Below are 18,620 nucleotides of genomic sequence, written 5' to 3'. Positions count from 1 at the left end.
TTTAGTATACACACCCCGGTCAGGTCCTGTTCAACCGCCAATTGTCGTAGGCGGTCATTGCCTGCTCAACGGCTGCGGCAAATGCCATCCTGGTTTTATCATCCAGAGAACGCTTTTTGCGACAACGCTCGAAGGCCTGATGGATGATCTGGCGTTGCCTGCGGTCGAGGGTTTCCAGCCAGTGGTTATCAGCGGGCTCCAGATCCAGCAGGTCGCGACCAGCGTGATTACGAAGACTGATGTGCCACCAGTGATTGATCGCCCTTCCCAATACAACATAGCCGAACTGACTGTCTTGTACAGGCCCAAAGGTGGCGGTGCGGAGCCCGTTCTTCAATACGCCGGTGTTGAGTACAGGCAGGGTCAGGCGGTCGCCGTAGAAATAACTGCCTGCGGCGCCGATTAACCCGCCCACCAATGCGCCGGCTCCGAGTGAGTGCCCCAGAGCCAAAGCATCCACACCTGCGCCACTCACGGCACCGGCACCGAAGCCGGCGGTGGCCAGATAGCGCCGGTTGACGCCCCAGGCCTTCTGGCTGTCCTCGCTGAACAGGTCGTGGTCACTGTGCCACTCCAGTTCGGCTTCCTGTCTCTCCACGCGGTGGTGGTCGTAGAGCTTTTCTATGGCAATCCGAAGATGCTGTTCCCGTTTTCTCTGGTTCTTATACCAGCTGGAACGTAGCTGCTCGGCCAGTTCCCAGTCAGAGATCTCGCTGGTCTGGAGCGTGGTCAGGGTGCGTTTCTCGCGGAATGACATCATCTCTTCCAGGGACCGGGCAATAAGCGTGGCGGCTTCGGTCCTGCGCTGGCGTCGCTGCGCTGAGAGGAAGGTTGTTGCCTTTTCCAGCGGTTGTTCCCAGTTTGGTTCAAGTTGTCCGAATGCCCGCAAGAGGCTTACATGTTGTTCAAAAGGGGCGCGAACAGCGTCGAATTTGCGAACAATCTGAAAGAACTGGCCGAGTGCTTTCGTCCAGGTGTCGCTGTAGTCGTCCTCGCCGATGCTGTTGATCAGTGCCAGGCTCGGCCGGCCGGTCCAGCGCAGGATAGTCATCTCCGCCTCGTGCTGGGCGCTGTAGGGAACCGATCCGTCGACTACATAGATGATGCCGGCACCCTCGGTAAGCGGGGCCAGAAGCTCGCATTCATCGTTAAAGCTATCGCCCTGCCGGTGCTGGATCACGAAGGCTTTCACGGTTTCCGCCCTGTCAGAGGCCGACACACTGTGGGCTTCCAGCCACTCCAGCACACGGCGAGGGCGCTGGAAGCCCGGTGTGTCCACCAGTGTATAGAGTGTCTTGCCGTCGACGTTCAGGGGATAGGACTGGCGCTTGCGGGTTGTTCCCGGCTCCAGGGCGATGGCGATGGCATCGTTCTGGGACAGGGTGGCCACGATGCTGGATTTCCCCTTGTTGGGATGGCCGACCACGGCAAACACGGGGGCGTTCATTCTCTGTGTTCGTCCTGCAATGCGTTGTGGATGCGGGTATCCGGTGGTGTTATTGCCGGGGTGCTGATTACTATCCTCTCATCTCCCGCGCGCTCGGCAAACCGGAGCCACTGGTTTATGTGGTGGTTCGGTGGTGGCTGATCCGGTTCCGGTGCCATGGGAACCAATGCGATAGTGGTACCCTTGGGCCATACCTGACGGGCCTGTTGCAGGAAATCCGAGAGCTCGCCAGTGGGCGGCTCCCAACTGCGGGTAACGATGATCACAGCCGGCGCGCCTATATCGGCCAGCGCCTGGCTGGCCAGGTTGATGATGTTATGGTCGTGTTCAAGCGAGGCGCTGCCACCGGCCGAAAGCACCTCCTGATAATCGGCGGAGAGGGCTTGCGGTAGTTCGGGCATGCCGGCTCCCGCCCATCGAATAATGGCCGGGGCGTCGGGTAATGGCTGCAATCTCGTGGAGGTGTTTATATCCGGCTGGTCGGCGGCGTCGTTGTGACGATTACCCGTATCCACAGTCGGGGTTTCCATACGGTACTGGAGGGCGATCAAACCATGGTGGTTGGCCAATGCCTTGCGGGCCCGAAGGCCAGGGTGAACGATTGCCAGTACCAGAAGAATCAATCGGGGCAGGATGACATAGGTTACCCAGGTCATCGCCACGAACGGCCACCAACTTCCCCACAGGGCCGGGTCGGTGGTGCCGGCGGATTGGCTGCGGAAGAAGCGGGTGGCTTCCACCAGTTCCAGATCCGGAACTGCGGCGGGCCAAAGGTTCTGCCAGGGGGAGGCGATGGCCGCCAGCAGCCGATAATAGCTGTCGGCGCCGGTATTGAGGGTGGTACTCCAGCCAAAGGCGAGGTCCTGGATCACGACGAGCACGAGCAATGTCAGCAGCCCGGCCAGGCCAAACATCAGCCCGCCGGCATGGGCCGCCCGTGCCATCAGCAATGGTTGCAGTGCTCGCAGGGCGTCGGAGCGGCTGGACACTGACAGCTTTCGCAGCAACCAGTGCCAGGGTTGCCAACCAGCGAAGGCCTGGACCGTGGTGATCCCCGCCAGCACACACTGCAGCAGCACAAACGCCAGGATTACCGTGAGGTTGATTCGCTGGCCGCCGTCGTAAAACAGCAGCCCCAGCATGGCCAGTATCCCGGTGATGAGGCCGGCCAGGACAAACCCGGCGGTTATTCGCCGCCATGGTTTCAGTGGGTCGCCGTTCGGGCCACGGTTAGCCAGGCGCCTGACGTGCTCAAGCCACCGGGCCGGGGCCGGGGTGACGCCTTTCTCCCGACAGTCCAGTGCGAACCGGCGGTCCCGCCGATGCAGGAATGCCGGGTTCTGGTCGCGGTCGCGCAGAACCTGCTCGTCAAACTCCAGTAATCGTCGAATGGCGCTGTCTGGCATTGATTATCCTGATGAAATGGGCGGTGAGAGCCTCCCTGGAATGCTAGGATAAGGGTATCCCATAACCTGGTGCCAGACATAACATGACCAACCACCTCATGAACCTGCGTCACGTTCCCGACGACGAAGCGAATGAGATTCGCGAGTTGTTTGAAGCGCACGACGTGCCCTATTACGAAACCCCACCCAGCCGTTGGGGGATCAGCATGGGGGGATTCTGGGTCCACGATGATGATGAGGCCCGACGTGCCAGGGAATTACTGGAAAACTATCAACGCGAACGCTTGCAGCGTCAGCGTGAGGCTTACGAACAGGACCTGGCCGCAGGCCGGGTCGGTGGGTTCTGGCACCGGTTTCGTCGCAGGCCGGTCACTACCCTGGTCGCCTGCCTTGCCATCGCTATAATCCTGGCGTTGACCGTTGCCCCCTTTGTGACGCTCTAGGAACAGAAATCCGGTCGCTTACGAAACCACGATCTGACTGGCGTGCCTGGAAGCCTTCGCTGGGCTGGCATCAGGGTGTCCTGAAATCAGGACGGTGTCCGTATATCAGGACATCACTGCTTATGCGCCCCTGACGGGCGCTTATAGTGATTTACCCCGCTGTTGTTGTCCGGAAATCCGGAAGCCGCGTTCGGATTTTAGCGCCACTCCATAAAAAAGTGATAAAAATCAATATCCTGCATGGTTGGCACAGGATGCGCATGGGTACAGCTGTGGTGCCTGGTGTCTCTCTTGTGCGCCGGGTTCCCTTGTCTAACAAAAACAACAGGGAACAACTATGAAAACGCTACTTCAATGCACGTTGATTGGCGCGGTCACGCTCACAGCAACCGCGTGTAACGAAAGCAAGTCTCCCTTCAATAAGCTCCCTGATTTTGTTCAGGGTGATATCTATTCGACCCAGTATGACGGCGTTACCAACGATCTCCTGACCGGTGGCCTAGGCGCCAGCGGCCTTGGCAGCGCGACGGTACCGGCCTTTGATGACCCCATTAATCCTACGCCGGAAGAATTACGGACCCTGGCAATCTACAACAACTATCGTGCTCTGGTGGATACGGTGCCGGGCGGCGGCTACGGCAATTTTTTTGGTCCCCAGGTTGGCAGTGGGGGTGAAGGTCTGATTCCAGGCGAGGAGCACCTGGCCTATATGACCGTGAAAGGGAGTAATGTTCCGGTCACGGTCATGGTTCAGGTACCTGACAGTTTTGACCCCAAACAGGCCTGCATGGTAACGGCGCCTTCGTCTGGCTCCCGTGGCATCTACGGCGCCATTGGTACTGCCGGGGAATGGGGCCTGAAAAAGGGATGCGCGGTGGTCTACACTGACAAGGGCACCGGTACCGGTTCCCACAACCTGGCCACCAATGCTGCCCAGCGTATTGATGGCACCCTGACGCAGGCCGACGAGCCGGTGCAATTCCGGGCCAACCTGGATGATCAGGCCCGCGCGGATTTTGACGCCGCCTGGCCCGACCGCTTCGCCTACAAGCATGCCCACTCCCGGGTCAATCCTGAAGCAGACTGGGGCCAGCACGTACTCCAGTCGATTGAGTTCGGTTTTTATGTACTGAACGAGAAGTTCGGGCAGGAAACCGGGAACGGCCGCAGGGTTGTGAAAGTGAAGCCTAAGAACACGCTGGTGATCGCCTCCAGTGTTTCCAACGGTGGTGGTGCTTCCGTCCGTGCCGCGGAACAGGACGATCGGGGGCTGATTGATGGTGTGGCGGTGTCGGAGCCCAACGTTAATCCCCAGGTGGATACCAGCTTTACTATCCGCCAGGGCAATGGCTCCGCGCTTGCCGGGCACAGTCGCAGCCTGCTGGACTACACCACCGCTCTGGCGGTGTACCAGGGTTGTGCGAACATCGCGCCGGAAGTCCGCGATGTCGCGCCATTAAACGCCACGTTCAACAACTTCACCATCGCGGAGAACATCTGTAACTCGTTGGCCAACAAAGGCCTGGTTGCCGGTGCCACCACGGATGACCGCGCATCGGATGCGCTACGTATCCTGGAAGAGGAAGTGGGTATCCAGCCCGAGCAGAACCTGTTGGCGCCTGTCCATTTCGGGCTGGCAGTCGCCCAGAGTATCTCCATGACCTACGCCAACGCCTATGGCGAAGCGGGGGTGGAAGACAGGCTGTGTGGTATCAGCCTGGCGGCCACCGGTGCCGGCGGCGCGGTGACGCCACTCAGTGCCGCCCAGGAGGCTGCGCTGTTCTCGGCAAGCAATGGTATTCCGCCCAGCGCCGGGGTCAACCTGGTGTATGACGGTGCCGAAGGGCAGCCCACCAACCTTGCAGTCAGTGCCTCGCCCAGTACCAGCCAGCAGGACTACGGTCTGGATGCACTGTTGTGCCTGAGGAGTCTTGCGGTTGGGACCGATGTTGTTACAGGAACGGCACTGTCGGGTGACGCTGCGGAGCTGTCGGAGCGCATTGACGGTGGTATCGAACAGGTCCGTGCGACCGGCAACCTGCGGGGCAAGCCCACGGTTTTCGTGACCGGCCGTGCCGATGCCATCCTGCCCATCAACCATACCTCCCGGCCCTATTTCGGCCTGAACCAGCGGGTTGAGGGCAATCGCAGCAAGCTGAGGTATTACGAAATTCTCAATGCCCACCACCTGGATGTCCTCAATGGATTCCCGGGCATAGCGGACCGGTATGTGCCCCTGCATCACTACTTCTTCCAGGCCCTGGACCTGGTGTGGGCAAACCTTGCCGACAAGCAGGCACTGCCACCCAGCCAGGTGGTCAGAACCGTGCCGCGAGGCGATATCGCAACACCACTGTCGACAGCCAACCTGACCCCGATTGCGGTCAATCCGGATGTTGGCGACCGCATTGTGTTCAGCAATGACCAGGTGCAGATCCCCGACTGACGCACGCATTGGCCGGCCTGTTCGTGTTCCGGGCCGGCATTGTTTGCCCCCGTTCCGGGGGCGCCATATACTTCCGTCACTGCACCCGGTTCGCCGGGTGCCATGGGTATAGCCATGAATATTATCCAACCCGGTGGTACAGGGTACATGACAGAGCTGTTTACCGAGAATAACAAGAGTGGCCTGACCAGGGACCTGATCGAGGCCCTGTTTCCTATGTTTGAGGAGGCCAGCGCCGGCGCCATTGCCGTGGACCACGAAAGCCGTATTACCTGGATCAACAGCAGCTACTCTCACTTGTTGGGGCTGGGAGACCCCGGGGCTGCCATTGGCAAACCGGTTCGTGAGGTCATCCCCCAGACCCGGATGCCGGAAGTGGTGGAGACGGGCAAACCCCTGCTGCTCGATATCATGGAGCACAACAAGCAACAACTGGTGGTGACGCGCCTGCCTTTTTACGACGAGGAAGGCCGGATCATGGGGGCTGTCGCGTTTGTTCTCTATGATGACTTGCAACCCCTTACACCGCTGGTGGCCAAATATCGTCGCCTGCACCAGGACTTGGCCGCGGCCCGCAAGGCACTGGCTAAAAAAACGCGTGGAACCCGCTACAATCTTGCCGACTTTGTTGGCGCCAGCCCGGCGGCACTGGAAGTAAAGCGCCGGGCCCGGCTCGCGGCTGGCCGCGACATGCCGGTGTTGCTTTTGGGTGAGACCGGCACTGGCAAGGAAGTGCTGGCGCAGGCGATTCACTCCGTCTCCACACGTGCGGAAAAGCCGTTTGTGGGCGTGAACGTTGCCGCCATACCCGACAACCTGCTGGAAGCCGAGTTTTTCGGTGTGGCGCCAGGGGCCTATACCGGGGCTGATCGCCGTACCCGCGAGGGTAAATTCCAGTTGGCCAATGGCGGCACCCTGTTCCTGGATGAAGTCGGGGATATGCCGTTGCCGTTGCAGGCCAAACTGCTGCGTGCGCTACAGGAAGGTGAAATCGAACCACTCGGTTCGAACAAGGTTGCCTCGGTGGATGTGCGTGTCATTGCCGCCACCAGCCGTAACCTGGAGGCAATGATTGCCGAGGGTGAATTCCGGTCGGATCTGTACTACCGGCTGAATGTGCTGGAAATTCCCATTCCGCCCCTGCGGGACCGCCTGGCGGACCTGGGCGTACTGTGTGAAGCCCTGCTGGGTGAGATCTGCGAGGGCCTGGAAATGCGGGGTGAAATAACCGACGCCGGCGTGGCAGCTCTGGGCGGCTATGACTGGCCCGGTAATATCCGCGAGCTGCGCAATGTGCTGGAACGGGCCCTGACCATGGGTGAGGATGGCGGGTTGCTGGACGCGGATGCCATTTTCAAGGTGTTGCCCCGCAACGGTAACCGGCCGGCTTCTTCGTTGGTGCCGCAACCGGTGCGTCCCCTTGCGAAAACCCTGGCCGACGCGGAGGCACAGGCCATTGAGGAAGCGCTGGTCGCAAGTCGGGGCAACCGCACCCGCGCAGCCAAGCTATTGGGCATCTCACGCTCAGTACTGTATGAAAAACTGGCAAAAATGTCCTGAATCCAGGACATGTGTCCTGTCATCCGTACAAATCTCTACGACTGATGGCTAGATCCGTCCGAAATTCCGGACTGCTTGCAATGACCGGCTTTCCTTTCGATTTTTATACCACTGATAAATAAAAGAAAATACTGATTGGCACAGTGTCTGCTACATCCCGTTCGCAGGACGTCAGAACAACGCGGAAAACAAGACTGGCGCTTTCGTTGGACCCAAAATTAATTTTGTCCGTCTCGTTTCCTGCGATGTCTGACTACACTCAGATAAGGCCTGTCGGGAACACTCCTGTTGGCCGAATACAACAACAATGCTAGGAGACTTGCCAATGAAACTCTTCAAGGCCCTTACCGGTATCGCCGGTGCGATCGCCCTGACTACGGGATCGGCTGTCGCGGATGACCTGCGCTGGAAAATGCCGGTCGCCTTCGCCACCAACCTGCCCGGCCTCGGCTCGCCTGCCGCCTGGGTTGCCGATAATCTCAACACCGCTTCCGATGGCAGCATCCAGGTTCGCGTCTACGAACCCGGCAAGCTGGTACCTGTGTTCGATATCTTGCAGTCGGTTTCCGATGGCAAGGTATCCGCCGGTTACACCTGGATCGGCTACGATCAGGGCAAGGTGCCTGCAATTCCTCTGTTCGCGGCTGTACCTTTTGGCATGAAGCCTTGGGCTTACACTGCCTGGTACTACTACGGTGGCGGCCACGAAATGCTGCAGGAAGTCTATGCCAACAAGGGCTTTGACGTGCATGCCCAACTGTGCGGCATTATTGGCCCCGAGACAGCGGGCTGGTATTCGCAACCAATCGAAACACTGGAAGATTATGAAGGCCTGAAGATTCGCTTCGCGGGTTTGGGTGGCAAGGTCCTGGAAAAACTGGGAGCCTCCGTCACCATGATGCCCGGTGGTGAGCTCTACCAGGCACTGGAAAAGGGCACCATCGACGCGACCGAATTCTCCATGCCCGCCATCGACCAGATCCTCGGTTTCGATCAGGTGGTCAAGTACAACCTGTTCCCTGGCTGGCACCAGCAGTTCACTGCCCAGTACATGTTGATCAACCAGGGCGAGTGGGACAAAGCCACCGAAGCCCAGAAAGCGCTGGTTGAGGCTTCCTGTACTGCTGCAACAACGCTTGGCCTGGCCGAGGGTGAGTACAAGAATGGCAAGGTCCTGGCCGGTTTCCAGGAAAAGGGCGTCCAGGCCGACCAGATCCCTCGAGAGGTTCTGAAAGAGTTGCAGTCGGTCACCGAGGAAGTGCTGAAGGAAGAAGCCTCCAAGGATGCTGACTTCAAGCGCGTCTATGAAAGCCAGAACGAGTTCATGGAAACCTATAAGATTTGGGACGAGCGTGCCTACGTTCCGTCGGACCTGTAAGGGTCCCGGGCCGACCCTGAGATACCGGGCTTAGGCCTGGTACTCTCTGACAAAGTCTGGATGGCCCTTCGGGGCCATCCTTGTTTCACAATCGGCATTCTGAGCGAGGAACTGTTGTATGACGGTGTCTGGTAAAGGCTCACCGCAGAGTGGGCGGCCATCGGTGTCCGACACCGACGAAATTCTTCATCATCACACCGAGTTGCCTACAACCTGGGTCAGTCAGGGGATGGACCGTGTGATTTCCGCAATCGGCAAGAGCGCTTCCTGGCTCTGGGTTGTGATAACCGGAGTGATTATCTACGCGGTGGTTGGTCGCTATGCGTTTGGCTCTGGTTCTGTGACGTTGGAAGAAGTCCAGTGGCACCTGGCTGGTGTTGGCTGGTTGTTGGGACTGGCCTATACGCTGGTGGTTGATGGTCATGTGAGAGTAGATGTACTGCATGAACGCCTTTCCCTGAGAGGTCAGGGCTGGGTTGAATTGTTTGGCCTGTTATTTCTGCTGTTGCCGTTTCTCGGGCTGGCGATCTGGGAAATGTTCCCTTACGCCTATAGCTCCTGGCAACAGGGTGAAACCAGCCAGGCACCGGCAGGACTCCCGTATCGCTGGGTTCTGAAAGGCATTGTAGCCATTTCGTTCACTTTGCTTGCCCTGGCAGCTATATCACGACTGTTCAAGGTAACAGCTTTACTCTTTGGCTTTCCCAGGCCAATCCGGACCGATTCCGGGAATAACAAGAAAGAGGATGCGTCCTGATGGAGCTTGAAACCCTGTTTGTAATCGGCATGTTCCTGACCTTCGGGGCGCTGCTGATGACTGGCTTCCCTGTTGCCTGGGTGCTGGGTGGTACCGCCGTTATCTGGACACTGATTGGCGTAGTTGCAGTCGAAAACTTCGGCGCTAACCTCTGGTTCGATTACCAGTCTTCAATGGGACTTGTCCCCGAGCGGATATGGAGCATCGTCAACAGCGAGACCCTGGTAGCTCTGCCCATGTTCATATTCATGGGTATCATGCTGGATCAGTCCGGTGTTGCCGAGCGGTTAATGAACAGTATGGTAAAGCTGTTTGGTGCAGTCCGCGGTGGATATGCGGTAACGGTGGTTGTCATTGGCGTGTTGCTGGCAGCCACTACCGGTATCATCGGTGCGTCTGTGGTTCTGCTGGGTATGCTTTCCCTGCCGGTGATGATGGAGAACAAGTACGACAAAGGTTTTGCCGTGGGTACTGCCTGTGCCACCGGCACCCTGGGGATCCTGATTCCTCCGTCCATCATGCTGGTGCTGATGGCAGACCGGCTGGCGGTTCCAGAGGCATCCGTGGGTGATCTGTTCATGGGGGCGTTCCTGCCCGGGCTGCTTCTTGGCGCCATGTATGTCGCCTATGTGATGATCCGCCCCCTGTTTCAGCCGCACATTGCGCCGGTGCCGCCGGGCACCGAGAAAGTCTCCTGGAGCATTGTCTGGGAAGTGGTCAAAGCAGTAGTGCCCACAGCTGCACTGATCCTGGGTGTGCTGGGTTCCATCTTTGCCGGGATAGCAACACCCACCGAGGCCTCCGGCGTTGGTGCCCTGGGAGCTCTTTTGCTGGCGGTGATGGCAAGGCGTCTGAACCTGAATGTGCTCAGCACTTCGCTGCACCAGACCACCCGCACGGCTGCCTTCATCTTTGCAATTTTCCTGGGTGCTACGGCGTTCTCGGTAGTACTGCGTGGGCTCGGTGGCGACAGGGTGATCGAAGATGCGTTACTGGGGCTGCCATTTGGTCCTTATGGCGTGGTTCTGACCATTCTGTTCGCGGTGTTCCTGCTGGGCTTCTTCCTGGACTGGGTTGAGATTACCCTCATCATTCTGCCGCTGGTCGCACCGGTGGTTCAGCAACTGGGCTTCGATCTGGTGTGGTTCACCATTCTCTTCGCCATGTGTCTGCAGACATCGTTCCTGACGCCGCCGGTGGGCTTTGCCCTGTTCTACATCAAGGGCGTTGCGCCACCGGAAATCACGGTGATCGACATCTACAGGGGTGTCATACCCTTCATCATCATTCAGCTGGTAGCACTGTCGATCGTGTTCCTGGTGCCCGAAATCGCGACCTGGCTGCCCAGCGCGGCTTACGACTAAGGAGAGAACAATAATGCGTCTAGAAAACCGGATAGCCCTGATCACCGGGGCAGGGCGCGGAATCGGCCGGGCCGTTGCCGAACAGTACGGCCGTGAGGGCGCCCGGGTTGCCGTGGCAGACCTCACTCTGGAGAGTGCCCAGGAGGCTGTCGATGCTATCGAACAGGCGGGCGGCACCGCCATGGCCCTTGCCATGGACGTTACTGACGAGAACGCCGTTGACCGGGGGGTTGCCGCCATCGTGGAAAAGTGGGGAGGCCTTGATATCGCCCTGGCCAACGCCGGTATCCAGCATATCGACCCGGTGCACAAACTGGCTTTTGCCGATTGGAGCAAGGTGATGAGTGTCCATCTGGATGGCGCGTTTCTGGTCACCCGTGCCGCGCTGAAGCAGATGTACGCCGGGGGCGGTGGCACCATGCTTTACATGGGGTCGGTCCACTCCCTGGAGGCATCTCCGTTGAAGGCGCCCTATGTCGCAGCCAAGCATGGCATGCTGGGTCTGTGTCGGGCCGTGGCGAAAGAAGGGGCGGAGCACGGTGTTCGCAGCAACATCATCTGCCCTGGATTTGTGCGTACGCCATTGGTGGACAAGCAGATTCCCGAACAGTCTAAGGAACTGGGTATTTCCGAGGAGGAGGTAATCAGCAAGGTGATGCTGAAGAACACCGTCGATGGCAAATTCACTACCCTGGAAGACGTTGCCGAACTGGCGGTTCACCTGGCAGCCTTCCCCTCGGCGGCACTGACCGGCCAATCCATTGTAGTCAGCCACGGCTGGCACATGCAGTAAGCAACAGGAGAGACGGATGAGCAACACAGAACAATCACCGGTGGTCTGGTCTCCCTCGGAAGACACACTGAAGAACTGCCAGATGGGCCAGTTCCAGGGCTGGCTGGAACAACAGGGCTACGGCCCGTTTGCCGATTACCATGCCCTGCACCAGTGGTCGATTGATCACCTTGAAACCTTCTGGCAGAAGGTCTGGGACTACTGTGGCCTGGTGTGTGAAACGCCGGCCGACCAAGTAATGGGCAAGCGTGATATGCCGGGGGCGGAATGGTTTCCGGGCATGAAACTGAACTTTGCCGCCAACCTGTTGCGGCTGGCGGACGGTGAGCATGCGGACCGCGAAGCCGTGGTGGCCTACTGTGAAACCCGCCCGGTACTGCGCCGCACCTATGCGCAATTGAAGGCCGATACCGGTGCCCTGGAAGCGTTCCTGCGTAACAAGGGCATCAAGCAGGGGGACCGGGTTGCCGGTGTTGTCACCAACGGCTATGAGGCCCTGGTAGGCATGCTGGCCGCTACAAGCCTGGGGGCCATCTGGAGTTCAGCGTCGCCGGATTTCGGCGTGGGTGCCATTCTCGACCGCTTCGGCCAGATCGAGCCGGCGGCGCTAATCGTGGTCAATGGCTACGGTTACGGCGGCAAGGTTTTCAATCGCCAGGACGATTTCGCGGGGCTGATTGACGGCCTGCCCACCCTGCGATGTGTGGTCAGCATTGAACAACTGCCGGGTGAACCCGCCATCGCCGGCGATAAGGTGACCCACTGGGATGACGCCCTTGCCGAGGGCCAGGACCAGGCAGCCTCCTTCACCCCGCTGCCGCCGGAGCATCCGGTGTATATCCTCTATTCCTCCGGTACCACCGGCCAGCCCAAGTGCATTGTCCATGGTAATGCTGGCCTGCTGGTCAACCACGCCAAGGAACTGATGCTCCACGGCGATGTTGGCCCCGACGACCGTTTCCTCTACTTCACCACCTGCGGCTGGATGATGTGGAACTGGCAGGCCTCCGCCCTGCTCACCGGCGCCGCCGTGATCACCGTTGACGGCTCCCCCGGCTACCCGGACCTGAACTACCTCTGGCAGGTAGTGGCCGATGAGAAAGTTACTCACTACGGTACCAGTGCCCGCTTCATCGCCGGCTGCCGCAAGGCCGAACTGGCCCCGGCGAAAACCCTGGACCTGAGCGCCCTGCGTGTCGTCTTCTCCACCGGCTCACCGCTGTTGCCGGAAGACTACGACTGGGTCTACAGCGACGGCGCGCCGGATGTACTGCTCGGCTCCATCGCCGGCGGCACCGACATCTGTGGCTGCTTCGTCGGTTCCACCCCGTTGCTGCCCGTGCGCCGTGGCGAAATCCAGTGCCGTTTCCTCGGTGTCGACGCCGTGGCCTATGGCGACGACGGCCAGCCGGTAAGCGGCGGCCGTGGCGAACTCGTCTGCCGCCAGCCACTGCCGTCCATGCCGGTCAGCTTCTGGGATGACCCCGGCGACGAACGCTACAAGGACGCCTACTTCAACACCTTCCCGGGTGTCTGGGCCCACGGCGACTTCATCGAATTCACCGAACACGGCGGCGCCGTTATCTACGGCCGCTCCGACGCCACCCTCAACCCCGGCGGCGTGAGAATCGGCACCGCGGAAATATACCGCCAGGTGGAAACCGTGGCCGAGATCAAAGATAGCCTCGTTGTAGGCCGCCAGATCGACGGCGACGTGGAAGTGGTCCTGCTGGTGGTCCCGGCGGAGGACAAAGCTCTCACCGACGATCTGCAGAAAACCCTCAAAACCCGCATCCGCCAGGGCGCCAGCCCCCGCCACGTGCCCAAGCACATTATCCAGGTGCCGGACATCCCCTACACCCGCAGTGGCAAGAAAGTGGAGCTGGCCGTCGCCCGTTTGATCAACGGCTCATCCAAAGCCGACAACCGGGATGCCCTGGGCAATCCGGAGGCATTGGACCGGATTCGGGATTGCCTTGAAGAGGCGGGGCTGTTGCCGGAGGGGTGAATTCGCCGTTGGACTGGTTGTCGGATTACGGCTTCGCCTAATCCGACCTACGCGGGTATGTGTAAAGCATGTTGGCGTTTCGTAGGTCGTATAGAGCGGAGCGAAATGCGACGGGGGCCACGCACGGAAGTTGCCCCCCACCTCCAACGCGACACTCCCAATCGCCCGAATGCCAAATGTTCGAAAGTTTCGTAAATTTCCGCCTTTTCATCGTCCTGTAACGGCTTTTAGCGAACTTTTAGTCGGTTCTTATACTAAGATCGTAACCAGAATTGTCAAAAAAATGCTATCTTAGTAGGTCTATCAAAAGTTCCCGAATCAGTCATTGCTCAGGTCGGGCGTTCACAAGACACCTGACCCTGCCATGACCGTCCTGAACTCATCCATTAGCCTGAGGACGAAAATGACATCATCCAAAGCCAAGATTATCTACACACTGACCGACGAGGCCCCCGCCCTCGCTACCCGGTCACTTCTTCCCATACTTGAAACCTACGCCAAGCCCGCAGGCATCGAATTCGGAACCAGCGATATTTCCCTGGCGGCCCGTATCCTGGCGTTGTTTCCCGATTACCTGGAAGAAAACCAGCGCGTACCCGACGACCTGAAGGAACTGGGTGATTACACCAAGGACCCGGAAGCCAACATCATCAAGCTTCCCAACATCAGCGCCTCCATTCCCCAGTTGCGGGCAGCCATCAAGGAACTCAACGAACAGGGCTACAAGGTTCCCGAGTACAAGGAACATCCCCAGACCGACGAAGAGAAAGAAATCCACGCCCGTTACTCCAAGGTACTGGGCAGCGCCGTGAACCCGGTACTGCGCGAAGGCAACTCAGACCGTCGCGCCCCGACGGCGGTAAAAGCCTTTGCCCGTAAGCATCCCCACACCATGGGCGAGTGGAGCCCGGCGTCGCGCACCCACGTGGCTCACATGCGCGGTGGCGATTTCTATTCCAACGAGCAGTCGCTGACCCTGGACAAGGCCACCAACGCCCGCATCGTGTTCGAAAATGCCAAGGGCGAGCAGACCGTGCTCAAGAGCGACCTGCCGCTGCAGGAAGGTGAAGTGCTCGACGGCATGTTCATGAGCTGCAAGGCCCTGCGCAAGTTCTTTGAAGACTGCATTGAAGACTGCGAAAAGACGGGCGTGATGTTCTCCCTGCACGTCAAGGCCACCATGATGAAGATCTCCCACCCGATCGTTTTCGGCCACGCGGTGAAAATCTTCTACAAGGAACTGTTCGACAAGTACGGCGAGCTGTTTGACGAGCTGGGCGTTAACCCCAACAATGGCCTGTCCAGCGTTACCGAAAAGATCAAGCAACTGCCGGAATCCAAGCAGGAACAGATCCTCGAAGACCTGCACGCCTGCTACGAGCACCGTCCCGAAATTGCCATGGTGGACTCGGTGAAGGGGATTACCAACCTGCACGTGCCCAGCGACGTGATCGTGGATGCCTCCATGCCGGCGATGATCCGTAACTCCGGTAAGATGTGGGCGCGGGACAACAAGCTCAAGGACACCAAGGCGGTGATGCCGGAAAGCACCTACGCCACCATCTACCAGGAAGTGATCAACTTCTGTAAGACCCATGGCGCCTTTGACCCCACCACCATGGGCACCGTACCGAACGTTGGCCTGATGGCCCAGAAGGCTGAGGAATACGGCTCCCACGACAAGACGTACGAAATCAAGGAAGACGGTATCGTCCGCATCGTTGCCGAAGATGGCACCGTGCTGACCGAGCACAAGGTCGAGAAGGGCGATATCTGGCGCGCCTGCCAGACCAAGGACCTGCCGATCCGCGACTGGGTGAAGCTTGCCGTGAACCGTGCCCGGGCTACTGGCATGCCCGCCCTGTTCTGGCTTGATGATGAGCGCCCCCACGATGCCGAGCTCATCAAGAAAGTCCAGATGTACCTGAAGGAGCACGACACCGAAGGCCTGGAAATCCTGATCAAGTCTCCGGTACGCGCTATCCGCTGGACCATGGAGCGTCTGATCCGCGGCCTGGATACCATCTCCGTTACGGGCAACGTACTGCGCGATTACCTCACCGACCTGTTCCCGATCCTGGAGCTGGGCACCAGCGCCAAGATGCTGTCCATCGTACCGCTGCTCAACGGCGGCGGCCTGTACGAAACCGGCGCTGGCGGTTCCGCGCCCAAGCACGTGCAGCAGCTGCTGCAGGAAAACCACCTGCGCTGGGATTCACTGGGTGAATTCCTGGCCACGGCGGTGTCCCTGGAAGAGCTGGGTGAGAAGCAGAACAACGAGCGCGCCCGTCTGCTGGGCCTGACCCTGGATAAAGCCACCGAGCGCCTGCTGGAAAATAACCAGTCGCCATCACGTAATACGGGTGAGCTGGACAACCGCGGCAGCCACTTCCATCTGGCCCGTTACTGGGCGGAGGAACTGTCGAAGCAGGACGACGACAAGGATCTGAAAGCCTTCTTCGAGAAGCTGTCAAAGCAACTCGAGGACAACAAGGACAAGATCCTGGAAGAAATGAGTGTGATCCAGGGCCATCCAGCAGACATCGGTGGTTATTACCATCCGCCGGCGGAAAAGGTCTGCAAGATCATGCAGCCGAGCGAAACCTTCAACAAGATCCTGGCGGATGCCCGGGCCTCTGTGAAGTAACCTGGAATCAGTTCAGCCGGGCGTTTGGCCCGGCTGTCTGAGAAAGAACCGGACAGCCCGAGAGGGTTCTCCGGTTTTTTTGGGCTTCGGCTTAAGCCATCGACCCCGCTTCCAGAGCACCGGTAAAGGTTCGAAGGTCGGCCAGAGACAGTGCCCGCGAGTACCAGAAGCCCTGGTAACTTGTGCAACCAAATTGTTGCAGTAGCCTGAACTGTTCTTCGGTTTCCACGCCTTCCGCCACCACACTCATACCCAGTTCCCTGGCCATGGAGAGGGTTCCCCGGGTGATTGCGGCATCACGCTCATTGGAGGTGATGCCGTTAACAAAGGTACGATCGATCTTGATCTTGTCGACCGGCATATCACGCATATAGCTGAGGCTTGAGAAGCCGGTGCCGAAGTCGTCAATGGCCACTTCGATACCCATGTTCCGGATTTCCCGCAGTTGTCTGATGACGTCTTTCGGGTCGCTGAGAAACACGTTCTCGGTAATTTCCACACAGAGCTGGCCAGGGGCAAGCTGGTGTTCGCGACTCAAGTCAGCCAGCCGCTCAACCAGGTTGTGGCGATGAAACTGCAATGGTGAGAGGTTGATCGAGATGCTACTCACGCCGAGGTCTGCCAGTTCCGCTGCCCTGGTAAAGGCCTCCTGCATTACCCACTCGCTGATTGGCAGGATCTGGCCCGTGCGTTCGGACAGCGGGATGTACTCCGCCGGCGAGATATAGCCTCGATCGGGGTGGTTCCAGCGAATCAGCGCTTCGACGCCGACAATGGCAAGGTCGTTATTGAACATGGGTTGATAGAAGAGTTCGAACTGGTTCATCGCCAGCGCCTGCTGAAGCTGCTGGCGCAACGCTACCTCGTGCTGAACGCGACGGTCCAGGGTCTGGTTGAACCATTGCCAGTTGTTACCGCCGAGCTTCTTGGCCTCATACATCGCCATGTCGGCGTGTTGGATCAGGAGCATGGAGTTATCTGGCGCGTCTGTGCCGGCAGCAATGCCAACGGCTGCAGACAGGGTGATTTCCACATCCTCGTTCAGGAAAGGCTGGGAGAATTGGTCAAGGATCAGGTCAGCAATGTGGTTAATGGCCTGAGGTTCCATTGCGCTGGGCACAAGAACCACAAATTCATCGCCGCCAAACCTTACCAGGGTTGCATCCTCCGGGAGAGCCGTTTCGAGTCGCCGCGCTGTCTGAGCCAGTATTTCATCGCCAAAGGCGTGACCAAGGCTGTCATTGATGGGTTTAAAACCATCCAGGTCGATGAACAGGGCATAAATAGCCAGTTGCCGGGCCTGGGCCTGGCGACAGATTCCGTGTAGATGGGATTCCAGGTAAATGCGGTTGGGAAGCCCTGTCAGCGAATCGTGACTGGCCTGGAAGGTCAGAACCTCCTCCTGTTGGACACGATTGCTGATGTCGGTCTGGATGCCGATGAAGTGCGTCACCTCGTCGTTGGCGTTTCGAACCGGCGCAATGTAAAGGTCGTTCCAGAAGGAGCTGCCGTCTTTGCGGTAGTTTAACAGCGAAGTATGGACCTCGCGCATAGCCGCAAGTCCTGAGCGAATGCTGGCGATGGCGGATTTACTGGTGCCAGGGCCCTGGAGAATACGGCAATTCGCGCCAATCATGTCGTCGGCACGGTAGCCCGTCATCCGTTCGAAGGCCGGGTTCACATAAATAAGCGGGAACCCGGGTACCTCGGCATCGGCAATGGTTACCCCGCTTGAAGACGCTTCCACGCTCCTTTCCAGTATGCGCAGGCGGGCCTCTGTCTGGCGTTCACGGGTTCGGTCCCTGGCCTGCCCGTGTACACCGGTAATCTGACCATTCACGATGATGGGAATGTTGAGAATGTCCATCTGCAGGATGTTACCCCGCGTATTTTCAATCCGGATTTCATAGCGCTGATGGTTTCCGGCCAGGGCTGCCTCGAAATGACGACGTGTACGTTCCCTGTCGTCTGCCACGACGAGCATTTCGTAATGCTGGCCGATGATGTCCTCTTCCGGGGCGCCAACGAGGTCACAACCCGCCTGATTGATTTGCACGAACTCCCCTGCGGGATTCAGGGTAAAAACCGCATCAGGGTTGTAGGTAAACAGCGAACGATAGTGTTGTTCATTGTATTCGTGCGAATACGAGTCTGGCACGGCTTACCTCTCGGGTTGCTGTCGTCTGAAACTGCCGGGATGTCCTGCTCCCCATACACTAGGTCAGATAACGAGAAATAGCATCCCCACTGTCTCCAGTCTTGTTGGGTGAACGTAATCAATTGCAAAAGCTGCTCGACGAGGGTTCTTTCAGTGGCTATTTTCAGGGGTACCACCTTCATTTTGGGCCCGAGGTGTTCGCACCGACAGGGA

At 58.8% G+C, this 18,620-nt stretch carries 12 protein-coding genes; 9 read left to right on the top strand and 3 right to left on the bottom strand.

The window, feature by feature from the left end:
• Nucleotides 1–19 precede the first annotated feature (19 nt).
• Together NLU14_RS14300 and NLU14_RS14295 are read right to left on the bottom strand one after the other, a co-directional pair.
• Complete coding sequence (locus tag NLU14_RS14300; protein WP_275707637.1) at nt 20–1,447, bottom strand: GTPase/DUF3482 domain-containing protein; 1,428 nt, start codon at nt 1,445–1,447, stop codon at nt 20–22.
• On the bottom strand, nt 1,444–2,853 hold the full coding sequence (locus NLU14_RS14295) for a DUF2868 domain-containing protein (protein WP_275707635.1): 1,410 nt from the start codon (nt 2,851–2,853) through the stop codon (nt 1,444–1,446). Before NLU14_RS14295 ends, NLU14_RS14300 begins: the two co-directional genes overlap by 4 nt.
• 83 nt (nt 2,854–2,936) lie before the next feature.
• On the opposite strand from NLU14_RS14295, the gene NLU14_RS14290 reads away from it, so the two are divergent.
• The 9 genes from NLU14_RS14290 to NLU14_RS14250 all read left to right on the top strand — a co-directional run bounded on the left by NLU14_RS14290 (nt 2,937) and on the right by NLU14_RS14250 (nt 16,249).
• Nucleotides 2,937–3,296 carry a DUF6164 family protein gene (locus NLU14_RS14290; protein ID WP_275707633.1) on the top strand — a complete coding sequence of 120 codons (360 nt, stop codon included), beginning with the start codon at nt 2,937–2,939 and terminating at the stop codon, nt 3,294–3,296.
• A 337-nt stretch (nt 3,297–3,633) separates the two neighbouring features.
• Nucleotides 3,634–5,742, top strand: coding sequence for a 3-hydroxybutyrate oligomer hydrolase family protein (locus NLU14_RS14285; protein WP_275707631.1), 2,109 nt, complete (start codon nt 3,634–3,636; stop codon nt 5,740–5,742).
• Nucleotides 5,743–5,856: 114 nt separating this feature from the next.
• Entirely contained in the window at nt 5,857–7,302 is a 1,446-nt protein-coding gene (locus NLU14_RS14280) for a sigma-54 interaction domain-containing protein (protein WP_275707630.1), read from the top strand.
• 325 nt (nt 7,303–7,627) lie between these two features.
• Entirely contained in the window at nt 7,628–8,680 is a 1,053-nt protein-coding gene (locus NLU14_RS14275; RefSeq protein ID WP_275707628.1) for a TRAP transporter substrate-binding protein, read from the top strand.
• A gap of 118 nt (nt 8,681–8,798) precedes the next feature.
• Complete coding sequence (locus NLU14_RS14270) at nt 8,799–9,437, top strand: TRAP transporter small permease subunit (protein ID WP_275707626.1); 639 nt, start codon at nt 8,799–8,801, stop codon at nt 9,435–9,437.
• On the top strand, nt 9,437–10,801 hold the full coding sequence (locus NLU14_RS14265) for a TRAP transporter large permease (protein WP_275707624.1): 1,365 nt from the start codon (nt 9,437–9,439) through the stop codon (nt 10,799–10,801). The genes NLU14_RS14270 and NLU14_RS14265 overlap by 1 nt, the downstream gene beginning before the upstream one ends.
• A 13-nt stretch (nt 10,802–10,814) precedes the next feature.
• Nucleotides 10,815–11,594: a 3-hydroxybutyrate dehydrogenase gene (locus NLU14_RS14260; protein WP_275707622.1), complete on the top strand. Its 780-nt coding sequence runs from the start codon at nt 10,815–10,817 to the stop codon at nt 11,592–11,594.
• 16 nt (nt 11,595–11,610) lie between these two features.
• Nucleotides 11,611–13,602 (top strand): acetoacetate--CoA ligase, encoded by a 1,992-nt coding sequence (locus NLU14_RS14255; RefSeq protein ID WP_275707620.1) that lies wholly within the window; start codon nt 11,611–11,613, stop codon nt 13,600–13,602.
• Between the two features lie 403 nt (nt 13,603–14,005).
• Nucleotides 14,006–16,249, top strand: coding sequence for an NADP-dependent isocitrate dehydrogenase (locus NLU14_RS14250; RefSeq protein ID WP_275707618.1), 2,244 nt, complete (start codon nt 14,006–14,008; stop codon nt 16,247–16,249).
• A 91-nt stretch (nt 16,250–16,340) separates the two neighbouring features.
• Here the strand turns inward: NLU14_RS14250 and NLU14_RS14245 are convergent, their stop codons facing one another.
• Nucleotides 16,341–18,407, bottom strand: coding sequence for a putative bifunctional diguanylate cyclase/phosphodiesterase (locus NLU14_RS14245; protein ID WP_275707616.1), 2,067 nt, complete (start codon nt 18,405–18,407; stop codon nt 16,341–16,343).
• Between the last annotated feature and the right edge of the window lie 213 nt (nt 18,408–18,620).

Source organism: Marinobacter iranensis (assembly GCF_029207565.1).
In the GTDB taxonomy this organism is placed as follows: Bacteria; Pseudomonadota; Gammaproteobacteria; order Pseudomonadales; family Oleiphilaceae; genus Marinobacter; species Marinobacter iranensis.
The sequence above is the reverse complement of the archived record's forward strand: the minus strand, read 5'-3'. Positions and strand labels throughout refer to the sequence as shown.

Coding starts and splice junctions, on each gene's coding strand:
- NLU14_RS14300 (WP_275707637.1), bottom strand. CDS start 1,447: ATGAACGCCCCCGTGTTTGCCGTGGTCGGCCATCCCAACAAGGGGAAA.
- NLU14_RS14295 (WP_275707635.1), bottom strand. CDS start 2,853: ATGCCAGACAGCGCCATTCGACGATTACTGGAGTTTGACGAGCAGGTT.
- NLU14_RS14290 (WP_275707633.1), top strand. CDS start 2,937: ATGACCAACCACCTCATGAACCTGCGTCACGTTCCCGACGACGAAGCG.
- NLU14_RS14285 (WP_275707631.1), top strand. CDS start 3,634: ATGAAAACGCTACTTCAATGCACGTTGATTGGCGCGGTCACGCTCACA.
- NLU14_RS14280 (WP_275707630.1), top strand. CDS start 5,857: ATGAATATTATCCAACCCGGTGGTACAGGGTACATGACAGAGCTGTTT.
- NLU14_RS14275 (WP_275707628.1), top strand. CDS start 7,628: ATGAAACTCTTCAAGGCCCTTACCGGTATCGCCGGTGCGATCGCCCTG.
- NLU14_RS14270 (WP_275707626.1), top strand. CDS start 8,799: ATGACGGTGTCTGGTAAAGGCTCACCGCAGAGTGGGCGGCCATCGGTG.
- NLU14_RS14265 (WP_275707624.1), top strand. CDS start 9,437: ATGGAGCTTGAAACCCTGTTTGTAATCGGCATGTTCCTGACCTTCGGG.
- NLU14_RS14260 (WP_275707622.1), top strand. CDS start 10,815: ATGCGTCTAGAAAACCGGATAGCCCTGATCACCGGGGCAGGGCGCGGA.
- NLU14_RS14255 (WP_275707620.1), top strand. CDS start 11,611: ATGAGCAACACAGAACAATCACCGGTGGTCTGGTCTCCCTCGGAAGAC.
- NLU14_RS14250 (WP_275707618.1), top strand. CDS start 14,006: ATGACATCATCCAAAGCCAAGATTATCTACACACTGACCGACGAGGCC.